Here is a 16,740-nt window from a genome sequence, read left to right on the forward strand (position 1 = left end):
TTTATGCCCTCTCGCCGCGGATGGAAACTGCCGGGAAGGGGTATTGCTCGTTGCGTTCAACCCAGTCCATGAAATCGGCGCGGGCGCCGGGAAAACCGATCATGGTCCAGCCGACCATGCCTTTGTTGCCGCCGTGGATCGGGTCGCAGAAGAAGCCTTCCTTGGTGTTTTGCAGCAACAGGTTGAAGAACAGCTTTGGTGGCACCGCCTCGAAATGCGCCGTCACCTCACTGCCGCCCGCCTCCAGACGACGTAACATGTCGTCTCGGGTAGCGCTGTCTTGCGCAGCAAAAACTTTGCCGTTGAACGCTTTCGACCATGCATCCGTCGCGGCAATGCCCAGGCGATAGATCTCCTTGGGCACCAATTTGCTCTGCCACCCCATCTCCGGCGGCGCATCGGCGTTGAATGGGCCTTGCATGAACCACAGGGCTCCGCTGGCGTAAGGCGTGTTCATCTGGCGGTCGATGTATTCCGGCGCACCCGCTTCCAGAGCGCCTGGGCCTTGGGCATCGGCGGGGATCAATTGCGCGACGGCGGCATTGATAAACGTCCACTCCTCAGCCGTGAAATAAGTTGGCTCGTAGGCCTTTTCGCTGGCTGCAGGCTGGACGGGCGCGGCCTGGGCCGGCTCAGGCGTCGCCATCAGCATCGAGCCGCCAAGGCCGGTGCTGGCAACCGTGACCACCGGGATCAAGGTCAAGGATTTGCGCAGAAAGTCACGCCGGGGGTTGTCTTGATCTTGATCAGACATGGTGGCACCTCATCATGTGGTCACGGGTTTATCAGCCGGCTTCTAGTGAGCGATTTGGCTTTTTAAGAAATCAATAGTTACAAATGATAGCAGGCTATGTATCAGGAAAAGCGTTTCAGCGACTAAAGACTGAGTATTCACAGTCCTTTGACGGGCCCCAACCTGAGTGCCATTCACCGACCTCCTGCTCGGTCATGTCAACAATGCTCAAGAATCAATGGCTGCCGGTCTTCGGCCCCAGCAATGGCTTCAAGGACGGTGTTCGCTACATGATGGGAGCCGATGTCGACAAATTGCGCACGGCTTTGGGGAATGGCGATTACAGCACCCGCGCGTTTGCGTTGTGCTCGATGAAGGACTGGATCACGACAACGGGAAAAGAAGAGAAACAACAGTAGGAGCCGGCTTGCCGGCTCCTGCAGTGGGCCATCTGTTAGTCTTTTTTCAGCTTCGGGTTAGGAAAGAACTGCACCGCCTGCACCTTGGGGTCCGCAGGCGCCTTCAACGCCGACGTGTTCACCCGTGTGCCCAATTCCTTGGGGACCGACAACCCTTGGTCATTCAGCGTGTCGGTGTAACCGCAGGCCACGCACTCGCGATGCGGCACGTTGTCCTCGGTCCACATCTTCAACTTGTCCGGCTCGCTGCACGCCGGGCAGACCGCCCCGGCGATAAATTGCTTTTTAGTAATCACAGGCCCTTCACTCATGCTGCCGCGTCCTCACTCAGGCCGCTGTGGCGCAAGAGTGCGTCAATCGACGGCGCACGTCCGCGGAAGTCGACGAACAGCACCATCGGCTCCTGAGAACCGCCACGCGCCAGGATTGCCTCACGGAAGGCGCGGCCAGTCTCAGCGTTGAGCACGCCCTCTTCTTCAAACTTGGAGAAGGCATCCGCCGACAGCACTTCGGCCCACTTATAGCTGTAGTAACCCGCGGCGTAACCACCGGCGAAGATGTGCGCGAAGCTGTTCGGAAAACGGTTGTAGGCCGGCGGACGCATCACCGACACCTCATCGCGCACGCCTTCCAGCACTTGCGCCACGCTGCGGCCATCACCGTGGGTGGCGTGCAGTTCAAAGTCGAACAGCGAGAACTCCAGCTGACGCACCATCATCAAGCCAGACTGGAAGTTTTTCGCCGCGAGCATTTTTTCCAACAAGTCCTGGGGCAGTGGCTCGCCGGTTTCGTAGTGACCGGAGATCAGCGCCAGGCCTTCCGGCTCCCAGCACCAGTTCTCCATAAACTGGCTCGGCAATTCGACCGCATCCCAGGCCACGCCATTGATGCCCGACACGCCAGCATGTTCAACACGGGTCAACAGGTGGTGCAGGCCGTGGCCGAACTCGTGGAACAGCGTGGTGACTTCATCGTGGGTCAGCAGGGCAGGCTTGCCACTGTCGGCCGGGGTGAAGTTGCACACCAGGTTGGCCACCGGGCTTTGCAGCACGCCATCGATCGTGCGACGACGATCGCGGGCGCCGTCCATCCAGGCACCGCCACGCTTGTTGGCGCGGGCATAGAGGTCGAAGAAGAAGCGGCCGACGTGCTGGCCGTTTTCCTTGATTTCAAACAGGCGGACATCCGGGTGCCAGGTGTCGAAGCCTTTCTGCTCGGCGATTTCGATGCCGTACAGGCGCTGCACGATGGCAAACAGGCCGCCCAATACTTTGTCGATGGGGAAGTAGGCGCGCAGGGCCTCCTGGGAAACGCTGTAGCGTTGCTCACGAAGTTTTTCGCCGTAGAAACCGCTGTCCCAGCTTTGCAGGTCGGCGCAGCCTTGTTCGGCGGCATAGGCCTTGAGCTGTTGCAGGTCCTGGGCGGCAAACGGCTTGCTGCGCTTGGCCAGGTCGCGCAGGAAGTTCAGCACCTGATCGCTGGACTCGGCCATTTTGGTGGCCAGGCTCAGTTCGGAGAACGACGCATACCCCAGCAGCTTGGCCAGTTCCTGACGCAGGTCGAGGATCTGTTCCATGACCGGACCATTATCATTCTGACCGGCATTCGGGCCTTGGTCCGACGCACGGGTACAGTAGGCCGCGTAGACTTCTTCACGCAGGGCGCGATCCTGGGCGTAGGTCATCACCGCGTAGTAGCTGGGGAATTCCAGGGTGATCAGCCAGCCGTCGAGGCCTTTGGCCTGTGCGGCGGCCGCCATTTGCGCCTTGGCCGAATCGGTCAGGCCGGCGAGGGTGGCTTCGTCGGTGACGTGTTTGGTCCAGGCCTGGGTGGCATCCAGCAACTGGTTGGAAAATTTGCTGCCCAACTCGGACAGTTTGCTCTGCACTTCGGCGTAACGCTTTTGCTGCTCCGGCGGCAAATCGATACCCGACAGGCGGAAATCACGCAGGGCGTGTTCCAGGATGGTTTTTTGCGCCACGTCGAAACCGGCGGCTTCCGGGCTGTTGGCCAAGGCTTCGAAAGCCTGGAACAATTCGCGGTTCTGGCCCATCTCGGTGGAGTAAGCACTCAACGCCGGCAGGCAGCCTTCGTAGGCTTCGCGCAGTTCGGCGCTGTTGCACACGGCATTGAGGTGGCTGACCGGGCTCCAGGCGGCACCCAGGCGGTCATTCAGTTCATCCATCGCCAGGACCAGCCCGGCCCACGTCGGATGTTTACCCTGGCTTTGCAGGATGCCTTCGATGGCGACACGGTTGTCGGCGAGGATCTGTTCGATGGCTGGCTGGACGTGCTCGGCACGGATCGCCGAGAACGGCGGCAGGTCGTAGGACTGCAGAAGCGGGTTGTTCGCGCTCACGGTTGGCACCTTGGCTGAAGAAATAGGTAAGAACAAAGATGGGGCCATCTTAATTACAATCAACGCCCACCGCAGCTATCAGCAGAAGAGAGAGAGGCTATCGTGACCCTTCGCACCTACCAAAACCATACGCCAACCCTGGGCGCCGGGGCTTTTGTCGATATTTCGGCGGTGGTGATCGGCGATGTCGAAATCGGCGCCGACAGCTCGGTCTGGCCGCTGACCGTGATTCGCGGCGACATGCACCGCATCCGCATCGGTGCACGCACCAGCGTGCAGGATGGCTGCGTGCTGCACATCACCCACGCGGGCCCCTTCAATCCGGATGGCTTCCCACTGCTGATCGGCGACGATGTGACCATCGCCCACAAGGTCATGCTGCATGGCTGCACTGTGGGCAATCGCATCCTGATCGGCATGGGCAGCACCGTGATGGACGGGGCGGTGGTGGAAGACGACGTGATCATCGGCGCCGGCAGCCTGGTGCCGCCCGGCAAGAAACTCGAAAGCGGCTTCTTGTATGTAGGCAGCCCGGTTAAACAAATCCGCCCGCTGACTGACAAGGAACGCGCCTTTTTCACCTACAGCGCCGCGAACTACGTGAAGCTCAAAGACCTGCACCTGGCTGAAGGATTCGACCGATGACTCTGCATTACCAAACCGTGCTGTTCGACCTGGACGGTACCCTCACTGACCCGCGCGAGGGCATTACCCGTTCGATCCAATATGCCCTCGGCAAACTGGGGATCGACGAGCCGGACTTGACCCAGCTGGAACATTTCATCGGCCCGCCGTTGCTGCAAGCGTTCATGCAGTTCTACGGTTTTGATGAAGCCAAGGCGTGGGAGGCGGTGAATTTCTACCGCGAGCGTTTCAAAGTGACCGGCCTGTATGAGAACCGCGTGTTCGAAGGCGTGATGCCGTTGCTGGAGGACTTGAGCGGCCAGGGACGCCAGCTCTACGTCGCGACATCCAAGCCTTGGGTGTTCGCTCGCGAGATCGCCCGGCACTTCGATTTCGCCAAGCACTTTAAGGTCATCTACGGCAGCGAACTGGACGGCACGCGCACCAACAAAGTCGAACTGATCGCCCACCTGGTGAGCGAGGAAGGCCTGGACCCGGCCACCACCCTGATGATTGGTGACCGCAAGCATGACCTGATCGGTGCGCACAGCAATGGGCTGGATTCGGCAGCGGTGGGGTACGGTTTTGGCAGTTTTGAAGAGTTGAATGCCGAGGCGCCAACCTGGCATTTTGAAACATTGGCCGAGATGCACCAGGCGTTTATGCAGCGTTCTTGAGATAGCTTTCGCAGACACGCCAGCCCCTACATTTTGACCGGTGTACCCAGGACCAATGTGGGAGCTGGCTTGTCTGCGATGAGGCCCTAAAGCCCGGCACCTTCCAACTGTTTCAACGCCGCCTTGCGCTGCTCCACCGGCAACCCGCCCAGCTTCTCCACCGCCGCATAAAACCGCACCCAATCCCCACCTTCCTGCGCAAACAACGCCGCAAACGCCGGTACCCACTGGTCATACAACCCAAACGGTAACAACCGCGCATTGTTCATGGGCTGGTTTATCCAGGCGTCATAACGCTTATCCCCGCCCCATTGGTTATCACGCAGGTGTCGATAATCGGCGCGCAAACGCTCGAACTGAGCCGCCTTGGCCTGACGCATCGCATCCTTAGCCAACGGCTGGGCGTAGAGCGTTTCCAAGCGTCGACGGGTATCGAGGACCAGTTGGATAAACTGATCACGTTGCTTGGACGTCGACAGGCTATCTGGCGCCAGCCCCCGCGCAGCGCGCCATTGGCGTGTACCTTCCTGCTCAACGAAATTGGCAAACGACTCGTTGAATTCGGTGTCGTCCTTCACATAGAAACGCTGGTGCGCCAGCTCATGGAAGATCAGCGTGGCCAGGCGCTCATCGCCCCAGTTCATCATCGAATTCATGATCGGGTCATTGAACCAGCCCAAGGTGGAGTAAGCCTCGACGCCACCTATCGACACGTCCATACCCCGCTGCTTCAACAACGCTGCCTCGCCACGCGCCGCGCCCTGGTTGTAGTAGCCGCGATAGGCCACACAACCGGCAATGGGGAAGCAATGGGCTTCGGGGGACAGGGAAAACTCCTGCGTGGCGAAGACATTCCAGACCACATAGGGCCGGCCGATATCGGCGTACAACTTGTAACTCTGGTTGTCGGGCAGGTGCAGATGTTCACTGGCGAACGTGCGCGCCCGCTGAGATTGCACCAGGTGCTCGCGCAATAACGCAGGGCGTGTGGGGTCGGCAATCACCTGCGCCACCGGCTCACGAGCCCGCAGCAATTGCCACTGACCGCTGGCCAACTGACCGTAATAACTGACACTGGAGCAGCCGCTGAGCAGCACAACCAACAACCCTGGAAGAAAACGCCTGACCATGCCCCGACCGCTCCTGGGTAATTTGCTCGCCAGACTATCGCGCCTGTGTGGAATTTTTCCATGGCATGACGTGTTTATACTCATAGGGAGTCTGTTGCCGTCGGCGCCAGGCTCAATACTTCCTTCCCATTGAGTGCCTGCCATGCGCCAGCTCTTGCTTCCCGTCGCCGCCCTGTTTCTCGGTGCCTGCACCACAACGCCCGTACCACCGGTGGACCCGCAGCAAGCCTGGGTCGATTTCACCACGCCGACACCGGGCTCCAAGCTGGTCATGGCGCAGCGTCTGGACGGCAAGAACCTGGCTGACGGACGTTTCTTCCAATTCCCGCCCGGCCATCACGAACTGATGGTGCGTTTCGACTTTGAAGTCCCGGCAGGCGGCGGGCTGGGTGGGCTGAGCCAGATGATGTACCGCACTTGCTTCATGACCCTGGAATACGATCACTTCCAGGCCGGCCAGCGCTATGTGCTGGAAGGCCGCTCGCTGGCCTTCACGCCGAATATCCGGCTGTACGACTCGGCGCGTCAGTTGCTCGCGGAAGAACGCAGCGTCAACTGCATCTGATCAGTCGTTGTTCTTCTGGTAGACGATGGCCTTGGTGCCGTTCTCACAGCTGCCGACGACCATGGCGCTGTCGTGTTTGTCGGCTTCTTCCTTGCTGACGATTTCCAGGGTGTACGAAGGAACCGCATTCGCCTGGATCTTGACCTCGATCTCTTTCCTGAGCTCTTCACAATCTTTTGGAGCGGCCACGGCCGAAGTGGCCAATACACCGCAGATGATCGCCAAGGCAAAACGTTTCATGTGTGAAGCTCCCTGAATGCACTGCGCACGGATGTGCGCCTAGACTGCATAGGCTATAGGACCACATCGGTGAAATACGAGTTCTGATTTAACGCATAACTAAATGTCTGAAGACACCTCTGTGGGAGCAGGACTTGCCCGCGGTGCGTCGCCTCGGTTTCGCAATGACGTCGAGGTGATGCGTTCGCAGGCAAGCCAGCTCCGACAAAAGCCGGCGCCTATCGCTACAGGGGCGTCAGTTTACGAGCGTGGCATCCAGGCTGATTTTCGCATTCAGTACCTTGGACACCGGGCACCCTTCCTTGGCTTTCTTGCTCAACTCGTCGAACTGCGCCTGGCTCGCGCCAGGGATCTTGGCCTTGAGGATCAGGTGCACGGCGGTGATCGCGAAGCCACCGTCGACCTGGTCGAGGGTTACTTCGGCCTGGGTGTCGATGCTGTCAGCCTTGAGCCCGGCATCGCCGAGAATCATGGAAAAGGCCATGGAGAAACAGCCCGCGTGGGCTGCACCGATCAGTTCTTCCGGGTTGGTGCCCTTGCCACCCTCGAAACGTGCCTTGAAGCCGTAAGGCGCTTCACGTAGCACACCGGTTTCCGTGGAAATAGAACCCAGGCCCGTCTTCAGGTCACCTTCCCAATGCGCGGATGCTTTTTTAACGATACTCATAGCGGTCTCCTCGAACGGTGGTTTTGCGTCAGTAAGGGTTCTGAGGATAGACGGCGTGGCAAAGTTCATCTTGTCGGAGAAACCGAGTGATTCAGTAGGAAATTTCCGGTCCCAATATTGAATCTCGGGTATATGCCCTCATTGCATGGGTATGCACATGAAGCGGCAGGTTTTGGTTCGTCTAAAAAGCCTGCGGCCCCCTTGGAGAAGCAGGCTTATGAAATCGCTGTCCGACGTAAAGTTCTCGACCCTCGACCTGGTGCCCGTGCGGGCCAACGGCAGTCCGGCGCAGTCGCTGCGCAATTCCCTGGACCTGGCCCAGCATGTGGAAAAGTTTGGCTACAACCGTTTCTGGGTGGCTGAACACCACAATATGGATGGCATCGCCAGTTCAGCCACCTCGGTGTTGCTCGGTTACCTGGCCGGCGGCACCTCGACGATTCGTGTCGGTTCCGGCGGTGTGATGCTGCCCAACCACGCGCCTCTGGTGATCGCCGAACAGTTCGGCACCCTGGAAAGCCTCTACCCCGGCCGCATCGACCTGGGCCTGGGCCGCGCGCCCGGCTCCGATCAGATGACCGCCCGCGCCCTGCGCCGTGAGCGCTCCGGCAGTGCCGACGATTTCCCGGAAGACGTGGCGGAGCTGATGGCCTACCTGGGCCCGCGCACGCCCGACCAACGGGTGATCGCCGTTCCCGGCACCGGCACCAACGTGCCGGTGTGGCTACTGGGTTCCAGTCTATTCAGCGCACAGTTGGCGGGCGAACGCGGTTTGCCCTACGCCTTTGCCTCGCATTTCGCACCGCGCCTGATGCATGAAGCGATTCGCGTGTACCGCAATCACTTCAAGCCTTCTGCCGTGCTGGACAAACCCTACGTGATGCTCGGTATTCCGTTGGTGGCGGCGGACACCGATGAACAGGCCGACTACCTGGCAACCTCGGTCTACCAGCGCATCCTCGCCCTCATGCGTCGGCAAAGCCTGGTGCAGCGCCCCCCGGTGAAAACCATGGACGGCCTGTGGCTGCCCCACGAAAAAGACGCCGTCGGCAGCTTCCTCGGCCTGGCAATGGTGGGCAGCCCTGCGAAGATCCGCGCCAAACTGGAGGTGCTGATCGAGCAAACCGGTGCTGATGAGCTGATTTTTACCTGCGACCTGTACGAGCACGCCGACCGGATTCATTCCTACGAGTTGCTGGCGCAGTTAATGAAGGGCTAAAACCCTCAGGCAAAAAAAACCGACGCATCGCGTCGGTTTTTTATGTCCGCAACACAGGGTTAACCGCGCTTGTAGGCGATTTCCTTGGTGCCAGCTTCGCAGGTGCCGACCACTGTGTGGTCGCTCGGCGCAGCACCTTTATCCACCACTTCCAACGAATAACCCGAAGCGCCCTTGGCGTCGATTTTCGCCGCAATCTCGCTTTTGAGCTCTTCACAAGGCTTGCCCGCCGCCAGGGCCGTGCCTGCAATGCTCAACAAACCTACCGCTAACAGGAACTTCTTCATCCGTTACTTTCCTTGCGCTGATCTAAAAGAGCGTGCCGACGCTTGTGGCATCGGCACCCATTGGTTGTAGCGCAGGTTATGGCAATCGGCCAGTCAGCAAGTTCAACCGGTGCGATCAACTACTGGCAATTCGGAACCCCACCTTGAGGGTGACCTGAAAGTGCGCGGCCTTGCCGTCTTTGATGTGCCCGCGGGTTTCGGTCACCTCGAACCATTCCAAATGCTTGATGCTCTTGTTGGCCTCGGCCAGCGCATTATTGATGGCGTCTTCGATGCTGGAGGTGGACGAGCCCACCAGTTCGACTTTCTTGTAGGTGTGATGATCACTCATGGCAACTCTCCTAGGGGTCGTAAAGCAAGCGTAGCAGTCAATGTGCGTACTGCTTCTGGCGGCCGTTTCTACCTGAAAGTTCATATTTACTGCACTTTCTGAAACGGCCGCAGTCGGTATCTACACACGCCACTCAATCACTTCAGGAGAGTCCACATGGCCAACACTTCTTTACGCAAAGCGTCGCTGGAAAGCATGGAAGCCGAGATTTCGAGCCTGCTCAAGTCTCTGGAAAGTCTCAAGGACGATGCATCCGACGAGTCGCGCAAAACCTTGAAGGCGCTGAAGAGCAATGCGGAGAATGCCCTCAAGCACTCCCGCCACCTGATCAGCGACGCCTACGAAGAAAGCAAAGTCAAAATCCGCGAAACCGGTGTTGCAACCCGGGACTACGCACAAGAGCACCCATGGACAACGGCCGGCGTTGCCGTCGGTGCACTGGGTCTGCTCGCGGCTTATCTGCTGTGCAAACGCGGCGATTAAATAGGTTCGCGCTGTAGCTCAGCCTTGAGCCACTGCGCCAGTTGCCCGGCGCGCCCATCTGCGGCGCGTTTGGGCAGCCACAGCGCCAGGTGCGCCGGGGTTTCGCTGAAACCCCACGGCGCCACAAGGCGACCCGCCCGCACGTCCTCGGCCACCAGCGGCTGCGGGGCAATCGCCACGCCCAGCCCTGCCACGGCCGCCTCCAGCAAATAATACAAATGCTCAAACCCCTGGCCGTGCTTCAGCGCGCCGGGCTCAATGCCGTGCTGCGCTGCCCAACTGGGCCAGGCTTGCGGCCGTGACGTGGTGTGCAACAGCTTTTCACCACACAAAGCCTCAGCAGGTGCATCGCGCAAGTGTGCATAGCCGGCAAAGCGCGGGCTCATCACCGGGCCGATGCGTTCACTCGCCAGCTCATACACCTGCATGTCCGCCGGCCAAGGCGGTTCAGCGAATACCAGCAGCGCGTCCAGGCCCGGGCGGCGAGGGTCCAGATCACCATCCCCCGCCGACAAATGCAGGCGCAGATCCGGCAGGTCAGCGTTCAAGCGGCCCAGGCGCGGGATCAACCAGCGCGCCAGCAGGCTGCCCGAACACCCGAGCACGAAAGGCGCATCGGCGCTGGCCTGGGTCAACTCGGCGCACACATCGCGCAGCCGCTCAAAGGCTTCGGCGCTGGCATCCCGCAGGCGAACGCCCGCATCTGTGAGTTTAAGGCCGCGCCCATCCTTGACGAACAAGCTGATCCCCAGATGCTCTTCCAGCACCTTCAACTGCCGACTGACAGCGCCGTGGGTCACATGCAATTGCTCGGCGGCCTGGCTGACGCTGTTCAAGCGCGCAGTCGCCTCAAAGGCACGCAAGGCATTGAGGGGCGGAAGGTCTCGGGTCATCTGTGAGTTTTCCTGACAGGTTACGGCGATCTTATCGGTTTTCAGCGCAGAGCGTCAGGGGTAGAGTGGCCCTCATTGCTTCCTACATCCTTTCTTTCCTGGAGCCTCCTATGACTCAGTCCCAGACCGATCTACGCCACGGCCCAGACGCCAACGGCCTCTTTGGCGCGTTCGGCGGCCGTTACGTCGCTGAAACCCTGATGCCGTTGATCCTCGACCTGGCCCGCGAATACGAAGCGGCCAAGGAAGATCCTGCATTCAAGGAAGAATTGGCCTACTTTCAGCGCGACTACGTCGGCCGCCCAAGCCCGCTGTATTTCGCCGAACGCCTGACCGAATTCTGCGGCGGCGCCAAGATCTACCTCAAGCGTGAAGAGCTGAACCATACCGGCGCGCACAAGATCAACAACTGCATCGGCCAGATCCTGCTGGCACGGCGCATGGGCAAGAAACGCATCATCGCCGAAACCGGCGCCGGCATGCACGGCGTGGCCACTGCCACCGTGGCGGCGCGCTTCGGCCTGCAATGCGTGATCTACATGGGCACCACTGACATTGAGCGTCAACAGGCCAACGTGTTCCGCATGAAGCTGCTGGGCGCTGAAGTGATCCCGGTGGTCGCCGGCACCGGCACGCTCAAAGATGCCATGAACGAAGCCCTGCGTGACTGGGTGACCAATGTCGACAGCACCTTCTATCTGATCGGCACTGTGGCCGGTCCGCACCCGTACCCGGCGATGGTGCGCGACTTCCAGGCCGTGATCGGCAAGGAAACCCGCGACCAGCTGCAAGCTCAGGAAGGCCGCCTGCCAGACAGCCTGGTAGCGTGCATCGGCGGCGGTTCCAACGCCATGGGCCTGTTCCACCCGTTCCTCGATGACCAGAGCGTGGAAATCATCGGTGTTGAAGCCGCCGGCCACGGTATCGAAACCGGCAAGCACGCCGCCAGCCTCAACGGCGGCGTACCCGGCGTACTGCACGGCAATCGCACCTTCCTATTGCAGGACGACGACGGCCAGATCATCGACGCCCACTCGATCTCCGCAGGCCTGGATTATCCCGGCATCGGCCCGGAACATGCGTGGTTGCATGATATCGGCCGCGTTCAGTACACCTCGGTGACGGACGACGAAGCCCTCGACGCCTTCCACAAATGCTGCCGCCTGGAAGGGATCATTCCTGCCCTGGAAAGCGCCCACGCCCTGGCCGAAGTGTTCAAACGCGCCCCCACCCTGCCGAAGGATCATCTGATGGTGGTCAACCTGTCGGGCCGTGGCGATAAAGACATGCAAACCGTGATGCACCACATGGAACTCTCTCTAAAAGAGAAAACGCAGCAGGAGAAACACTGATGAGCCGCCTGCAAACCCGCTTCGCACAGCTTAAAGAACAAAACCGCGCCGCCCTGGTGACCTTCGTCACCGCCGGCGACCCTGGCTATGACACCTCGCTGGCCATCCTCAAGGGCTTGCCAGCCGCCGGCGCCGATGTGATCGAGTTGGGCATGCCCTTCACCGACCCAATGGCGGACGGCCCGGCGATCCAGCTGGCCAACATCCGCGCGCTGGAAGCCAAGCAGAACCTGGCAAAAACCCTGCAGATGGTCCGCGAGTTCCGCAAAGACAACAACGACACGCCGCTGGTGTTGATGGGCTATTTCAACCCGATCCACAAATACGGCGTGCCGCAGTTCATCGCCGACGCCAAGGAAGCCGGCGTGGACGGCCTGATTGTGGTCGACATGCCGCCCGAACATAACGGCGAACTGTGCGACCCGGCCCAGGCCGCTGGCATTGATTTCATCCGCCTGACCACGCCCACCACCGACGATGTGCGTCTGCCGACCGTGCTCAACGGCAGCTCCGGCTTTGTGTACTACGTGTCGGTGGCCGGCGTGACCGGTGCCGGCGCCGCGACCCTGGAGCACGTCGAAGAAGCCGTGACCCGCCTGCGTCGCCATACCGACCTGCCGATCAGCATCGGTTTTGGTATCCGCACCCCGGAACAAGCGGCGGCCATCGCGCGCTTGGCTGACGGTGTGGTGGTAGGTTCGGCACTGATTGATCACATCGCCAATGCCAAGAATGACCAGCAAGCCATCGATGGCGTGTTGACCCTGTGTGCGGCGCTGTCGGAAGGCGTGCGTAACGCTCGTAAGTAAAGGCCCCGTAAGCAGTGGGTAAAGTTCCTGATACAGAGGAATCAACCCGCCCAGGCACGGCCTAAACAGCAAGACCAAGGGATTTCGAACCTCGTTCGAAATCCCTTTTTTGTTTGCGTGCCCTGAGGAATACCCAATGAAAATGCCCAACTCCGTGATTGCCGGCCTTGGCGTGCTGGTGCTTGGCGCCAGCGCCCTGGTGCAGGCCGCGCCTTTTGACCAAGGCGGCCCTGACCGTGGCGGCCCACAGGGCCAGCACGAACAACATCGCGACGACCCACGCGGCCCGCAGGACAACCGTCGCGGCGGCCCGCCTCAGGACTTCGGCCCGGTACGGCAGATCATCCACGACAACCACGGCCAGTTCGCCCGTGGCGCACCGCCACCACCGAATGTGCGCCTGGTGCGTGGCCAGCCGCTGCCCCGTGGCTACTACGGCGAACGCCTCGACAATCGCGCCCTGGCGCGCCTGCCGGTGTATCCCGGTTATGAATGGCGCCGTTCGGGGCCGGATGTAGTGTTGATCGCCGTGGGTACGGGCATCGTCTACGAGATCCTCGATGGCGTCCTCAACTGAAACCCACCCACTGTAGGAGCCGGCTTGCCGGCGATGGCGGTAAGCCGGCTCCTAAAGGGCTGTGGTTATTTGAGTTCGATGCGTTCGACTTTGCCTACGAGCAATACGTAGGACAGCGCTCCGAGCAACGCCAGCACCGCGATATAGGTAATGGCCGGCGCAAACGAGTCGCCACTGGCCAGAAAGCCGATCACGATCGGCGTGGCAATCGCCGACAGGTTGCCGATGAAGTTGAACACCCCACCGGTCAGCCCTAACAGGCGCGCCGGTGCCAGGGTCGACACCAGCGACCAGGTAATCGACGCCAACCCATTACCAAAGAACGCCACCGCCAGGAACGCAATTACCCACGCCGTCGAGTCCACATAGTTGGCGCCAATGATCGCCGTGGAGATCAGCAGCCCGCCAATGATCGGCAACTTGCGCGCAAAGCCCACCGACGCGCCGCGACGAATCAGCCAGTCGGAAAAAATCCCGGAGCACAGCACGCCGACAAACGCTGCAAGGAACGGCAGTGACGCCAGCAGGCCGGACTTGATGAAGTCCATGCCGCGGTATTTCACCAGGTAAGTCGGGAACCACGTCAGGAAGAACCACAGCGTGGAGTTCAGGCAGAACTGCCCCAGGTAGATGCCCCAGAGCTTGCGCTTGCTCAACACGATGCCCAAATCGACCCAACTGAAGGGTGCCTTGGCGGCTTTTTCCTGCATGTCCACCAACCCGCCACCTTCACGGATCAGGTCGATTTCAGCGGTGTTCGCGCCTTTGAAATCCTTCGGTTCGCGGTACACCGCGTACCAGATCATCGCCCACACAATCCCCACGCCACCGGTCGCGACAAACACCATGTGCCAGCCGAATGCATGCTGCAGCCAGGCCAGTACCGGTGTGAGGAATGCCAGGCCGACAAACTGGCCGGAGGTGTAGACGCCAATCGCTGTGGCGCGCTCGCGTTCGGGAAACCAGGTGGTGACCACGCGGCTGTTGATCGGATACGCCGGGGCTTCAAGCGCACCCACCGCCATGCGCAAAACAAACAGCGCGATAAAGCTGGCGGCAAAGCCGAGCATGACGGTGGCGATGGACCACAGCAGCAACGCAGCGGTGTACAGAATGCGTGGGGGCACACGGTCCACCAGACAGCCACCAGGGATTTGCATGGCGGCGTAGGTCCAACCGAACGCGGAGAAAATCAGCCCGACGTGCACCGGATCGATGCCCAGTTCGCTGGTCAACGCCGGGGCGGCAATCGACAGGTTGCTGCGGTCGAGGTAGTTGATCACCACGGTGATGAACAGCAGCACCATGATGAAAAAACGCTTTCTGGTAGGCGTGACTAAAGAAGCCTGCCCGGTGAAGGATTCAGGGTGCATGGGGGTGCCTCTTCTTATGCTTATTGAGGTCTGAAATGGATCTGACTGAAGCAACCGGATCAATCATGTGGGAGCGGGCTTGCTCGCGAATGCGCTAGTTCAGCCCCAGATGTGTTGATTGACACACTGCATTCGCGAGCAAGCCCGCTCCCACATTTCTGATCGCCCTCCGTCAGTCAGGAATCACCACTCGGCGAAGCTGCCGTCGGCATGCCGCCAGATCGGGTTGCGCCAGCGATGGCCGATGGCCGCGCGTTCGATCACGTATTCCTCATTGATCTCGATGCCCAGGCCCGGCCCGTTGGGGATCTTCACGAAGCCTTGGTCATAGTCGAACACGCCCGGATCGCGCACATAATCGAGCAGGTCATTGCTCTCGTTATAGTGAATGCCCAGGCTTTGCTCCTGGATAAACGCGTTGTAGCAGACCGCGTCCAGTTGCAGGCACGCCGCCAGGGCAATCGGGCCCAGCGGGCAGTGCAGGGCCAGGGCCACGTCGTAGGCTTCGGCCATGTTGGCGATCTTGCGGGTCTCGGTGATGCCGCCGGCGTGGGAGGCGTCCGGCTGGATGATGTCGACGTAGCCTTCGCTGAGCACGCGCTTGAAGTCCCAGCGCGAGAACAGACGCTCGCCCAAGGCAATCGGGGTGCTGGTCAGCGGCGCCAGCTCCTTGAGCGCTTCGTAGTTTTCGCTGAGGACCGGCTCTTCGATAAACATCAGCTTGTACGGGTCCAGCTCTTTCATCAGCACTTTGGCCATGGGCTTGTGCACCCGGCCATGGAAGTCGACGCCGATGCCGACGTTCGGGCCTACCGCATCACGTACGGCGGCGACGTTGGCCAGGGCCAGGTCGACTTTTTCAAAGCTGTCGACGAACTGCAGTTCTTCGGTGCCGTTCATTTTTACGGCGGTAAAACCTCGGGCCACGGCTTCTTTGGCGGCGCGGGCAGTGTCGGCCGGGCGGTCGCCGCCGATCCACGAATACACGCGGATCTTGTCACGCACCTGACCGCCGAGCAGGTCGCTGACCGACACACCCAGGGCCTTGCCCTTGATGTCCCACAGCGCCTGGTCGATACCGGCGAGTGCGCTCATGTGCACGGCGCCGCCCCGGTAGAAGCCACCGCGATAGAGCACGGTCCAGATGTCTTCGATATTGCGTGGGTCTTTGCCGATCAGGTAGTCGGACAATTCTTCGACGGCAGCCGCCACGGTGTGGGCGCGGCCCTCGACCACGGGCTCACCCCAGCCGGTCACGCCCTGGTCGGTCTCGACCTTGAGGAAGCACCAGCGCGGCGGAACGATAAAGGTCGTCAGTTTGGTGATTTTCATCTGTTATCTCTCTTATAGATGCGGCGCCTGGGGGCGCAAGACTTGAAGTCAGTTCAGGGCTTTCCAGGCGGCGACATAAGCCTGGGCGCGGCTCGCTACCTGATCCACTGTCATACCCGGTTTGAACAACCCGGAACCCAGCCCGAAGCCTTTGGCGCCGGCGTCGATGAACACCTGCATATTGTCCGGGGTGATGCCGCCCACCGGCAGCAACAAGGTGCCGGCCGGCAACACCGCCAACCACGCCTTGATCACCGAAGGGCCCATTTGCTCGGCGGGGAACAGCTTCAGCACGTCGGCGCCTTCAGCCAGGGCGGCGAACGCTTCGGTAGGCGTGGCCACACCCGGCGACAGGAACAGGCCTGCGGCTTTCGCGGCACGCAACACCTTGGCATCGCTGTGGGGCATCACGACCACCTGACCACCAGCCGCCTTCACCTGCTCGACCTGCTCAGGCAGCAACACCGTGCCGGCACCGATCAAGCAGTCGGCGGGCAGGCTGTCGCGCAGGGTGCGGATGCTGGTGTAAGGGTCGGGGGAATTCAGCGGGACTTCGATCACACGAAACCCGGCCTGGTACAGCACCTGGCCGACAGCCTCGGCTTCGTCCGGGCGAATGCCTCGCAGGATGGCGATCAAACCGTTTTGCGCGAGTGCTTGCTTGAGCATG

20 protein-coding genes and 1 pseudogene are annotated in these 16,740 nt (G+C 60.6%); 9 read left to right on the forward strand and 12 right to left on the reverse strand.

Annotated features, from left to right (window positions below; translation table 11 throughout):
• Position 1 precedes the first annotated feature (1 nt).
• Positions 2-754 (reverse strand): gluconate 2-dehydrogenase subunit 3 family protein, encoded by a 753-nt coding sequence (locus tag AB4O08_RS12265; protein ID WP_010207780.1) that lies wholly within the window; start codon positions 752-754, stop codon positions 2-4.
• A gap of 221 nt (positions 755-975) precedes the next feature.
• On the opposite strand from AB4O08_RS12265, the pseudogene AB4O08_RS12270 reads away from it, so the two are divergent.
• Positions 976-1,152, forward strand: a pseudogene (locus tag AB4O08_RS12270) (protein tyrosine phosphatase); the annotation flags it as partial.
• A 35-nt stretch (positions 1,153-1,187) separates the two neighbouring features.
• On the opposite strand, the gene AB4O08_RS12275 reads toward AB4O08_RS12270, so the two are convergent.
• Positions 1,188-1,463 carry a YheV family putative zinc ribbon protein gene (locus AB4O08_RS12275; protein WP_010207776.1) on the reverse strand — a complete coding sequence of 92 codons (276 nt, stop codon included), beginning with the start codon at positions 1,461-1,463 and terminating at the stop codon, positions 1,188-1,190.
• Positions 1,460-3,511, reverse strand: coding sequence for an oligopeptidase A (prlC, locus tag AB4O08_RS12280; protein WP_010207774.1), 2,052 nt, complete (start codon positions 3,509-3,511; stop codon positions 1,460-1,462). The genes AB4O08_RS12275 and prlC overlap by 4 nt, the downstream gene beginning before the upstream one ends.
• A gap of 102 nt (positions 3,512-3,613) precedes the next feature.
• On the opposite strand from prlC, the gene AB4O08_RS12285 reads away from it, so the two are divergent.
• Together AB4O08_RS12285 and AB4O08_RS12290 are read left to right on the forward strand one after the other, a co-directional pair.
• Positions 3,614-4,156 carry a gamma carbonic anhydrase family protein gene (locus tag AB4O08_RS12285; protein ID WP_010207773.1) on the forward strand — a complete coding sequence of 181 codons (543 nt, stop codon included), beginning with the start codon at positions 3,614-3,616 and terminating at the stop codon, positions 4,154-4,156.
• Positions 4,153-4,812, forward strand: coding sequence for an HAD family hydrolase (locus tag AB4O08_RS12290; protein WP_460114153.1), 660 nt, complete (start codon positions 4,153-4,155; stop codon positions 4,810-4,812). Before AB4O08_RS12285 ends, AB4O08_RS12290 begins: the two co-directional genes overlap by 4 nt.
• A gap of 86 nt (positions 4,813-4,898) precedes the next feature.
• Here AB4O08_RS12290 and AB4O08_RS12295 read toward each other — a convergent pair whose 3' ends face one another.
• Complete coding sequence (locus tag AB4O08_RS12295; RefSeq protein WP_460114154.1) at positions 4,899-5,942, reverse strand: aminopeptidase; 1,044 nt, start codon at positions 5,940-5,942, stop codon at positions 4,899-4,901.
• A gap of 142 nt (positions 5,943-6,084) precedes the next feature.
• On the opposite strand from AB4O08_RS12295, the gene AB4O08_RS12300 reads away from it, so the two are divergent.
• Positions 6,085-6,507, forward strand: coding sequence for a PA0061/PA0062 family lipoprotein (locus AB4O08_RS12300; RefSeq protein WP_010207770.1), 423 nt, complete (start codon positions 6,085-6,087; stop codon positions 6,505-6,507).
• Here the strand turns inward: AB4O08_RS12300 and AB4O08_RS12305 are convergent, their stop codons facing one another.
• Both AB4O08_RS12305 and AB4O08_RS12310 read right to left on the reverse strand, forming a co-directional pair.
• A complete protein-coding gene (locus AB4O08_RS12305) occupies positions 6,508-6,747 on the reverse strand; it encodes a DUF1161 domain-containing protein (protein ID WP_010207769.1) in 240 nt (79 codons plus the stop codon).
• 235 nt (positions 6,748-6,982) lie between these two features.
• Positions 6,983-7,414: an OsmC family protein gene (locus tag AB4O08_RS12310; RefSeq protein ID WP_010207768.1), complete on the reverse strand. Its 432-nt coding sequence runs from the start codon at positions 7,412-7,414 to the stop codon at positions 6,983-6,985.
• Between the two features lie 217 nt (positions 7,415-7,631).
• On the opposite strand from AB4O08_RS12310, the gene AB4O08_RS12315 reads away from it, so the two are divergent.
• Positions 7,632-8,633, forward strand: a complete 1,002-nt coding sequence (locus AB4O08_RS12315; RefSeq protein WP_460114156.1) for an LLM class flavin-dependent oxidoreductase — start codon at positions 7,632-7,634, stop codon at positions 8,631-8,633.
• Positions 8,634-8,692: 59 nt separating this feature from the next.
• Here the strand turns inward: AB4O08_RS12315 and AB4O08_RS12320 are convergent, their stop codons facing one another.
• Both AB4O08_RS12320 and AB4O08_RS12325 read right to left on the reverse strand, forming a co-directional pair.
• A complete protein-coding gene (locus AB4O08_RS12320; RefSeq protein WP_010207766.1) occupies positions 8,693-8,920 on the reverse strand; it encodes a DUF1161 domain-containing protein in 228 nt (75 codons plus the stop codon).
• Between the two features lie 115 nt (positions 8,921-9,035).
• Positions 9,036-9,251 carry a dodecin gene (locus tag AB4O08_RS12325; protein ID WP_007953919.1) on the reverse strand — a complete coding sequence of 72 codons (216 nt, stop codon included), beginning with the start codon at positions 9,249-9,251 and terminating at the stop codon, positions 9,036-9,038.
• A 156-nt stretch (positions 9,252-9,407) separates the two neighbouring features.
• On the opposite strand from AB4O08_RS12325, the gene AB4O08_RS12330 reads away from it, so the two are divergent.
• Positions 9,408-9,734, forward strand: a complete 327-nt coding sequence (locus AB4O08_RS12330; protein WP_003170746.1) for an ElaB/YgaM/YqjD family protein — start codon at positions 9,408-9,410, stop codon at positions 9,732-9,734.
• On the opposite strand, the gene AB4O08_RS12335 is transcribed toward AB4O08_RS12330, so the two are convergent.
• Positions 9,731-10,627, reverse strand: coding sequence for a LysR family transcriptional regulator (locus tag AB4O08_RS12335; protein ID WP_021491417.1), 897 nt, complete (start codon positions 10,625-10,627; stop codon positions 9,731-9,733). The two genes, AB4O08_RS12330 and AB4O08_RS12335, sit on opposite strands and share 4 nt — an antisense overlap.
• A gap of 110 nt (positions 10,628-10,737) precedes the next feature.
• On the opposite strand from AB4O08_RS12335, the gene trpB reads away from it, so the two are divergent.
• From trpB to AB4O08_RS12350, 3 genes are all read left to right on the forward strand, one after another.
• Positions 10,738-11,979 carry a tryptophan synthase subunit beta gene (gene trpB, locus AB4O08_RS12340; protein WP_042571112.1) on the forward strand — a complete coding sequence of 414 codons (1,242 nt, stop codon included), beginning with the start codon at positions 10,738-10,740 and terminating at the stop codon, positions 11,977-11,979.
• On the forward strand, positions 11,979-12,788 hold the full coding sequence (gene trpA, locus AB4O08_RS12345; RefSeq protein ID WP_010207762.1) for a tryptophan synthase subunit alpha: 810 nt from the start codon (positions 11,979-11,981) through the stop codon (positions 12,786-12,788). Before trpB ends, trpA begins: the two co-directional genes overlap by 1 nt.
• A gap of 136 nt (positions 12,789-12,924) precedes the next feature.
• Positions 12,925-13,365 (forward strand): RcnB family protein, encoded by a 441-nt coding sequence (locus AB4O08_RS12350; protein WP_183702503.1) that lies wholly within the window; start codon positions 12,925-12,927, stop codon positions 13,363-13,365.
• A gap of 65 nt (positions 13,366-13,430) precedes the next feature.
• On the opposite strand, the gene AB4O08_RS12355 is transcribed toward AB4O08_RS12350, so the two are convergent.
• The 3 genes from AB4O08_RS12355 to AB4O08_RS12365 all read right to left on the reverse strand — a co-directional run bounded on the left by AB4O08_RS12355 (position 13,431) and on the right by AB4O08_RS12365 (position 16,739).
• A complete protein-coding gene (locus AB4O08_RS12355) occupies positions 13,431-14,738 on the reverse strand; it encodes an MFS transporter (RefSeq protein ID WP_460114157.1) in 1,308 nt (435 codons plus the stop codon).
• Positions 14,739-14,921: 183 nt separating this feature from the next.
• The gene (dgoD, locus tag AB4O08_RS12360; RefSeq protein WP_003170741.1) at positions 14,922-16,070 is read right to left on the reverse strand and encodes a galactonate dehydratase; all 1,149 of its coding nucleotides are present in this window, start codon (positions 16,068-16,070) and stop codon (positions 14,922-14,924) included.
• Positions 16,071-16,118: 48 nt separating this feature from the next.
• A complete protein-coding gene (locus AB4O08_RS12365; RefSeq protein ID WP_010207755.1) occupies positions 16,119-16,739 on the reverse strand; it encodes a 2-dehydro-3-deoxy-6-phosphogalactonate aldolase in 621 nt (206 codons plus the stop codon).
• Position 16,740 lies beyond the last annotated feature (1 nt).

The organism is Pseudomonas sp. H3_E07 (assembly GCF_054668895.1).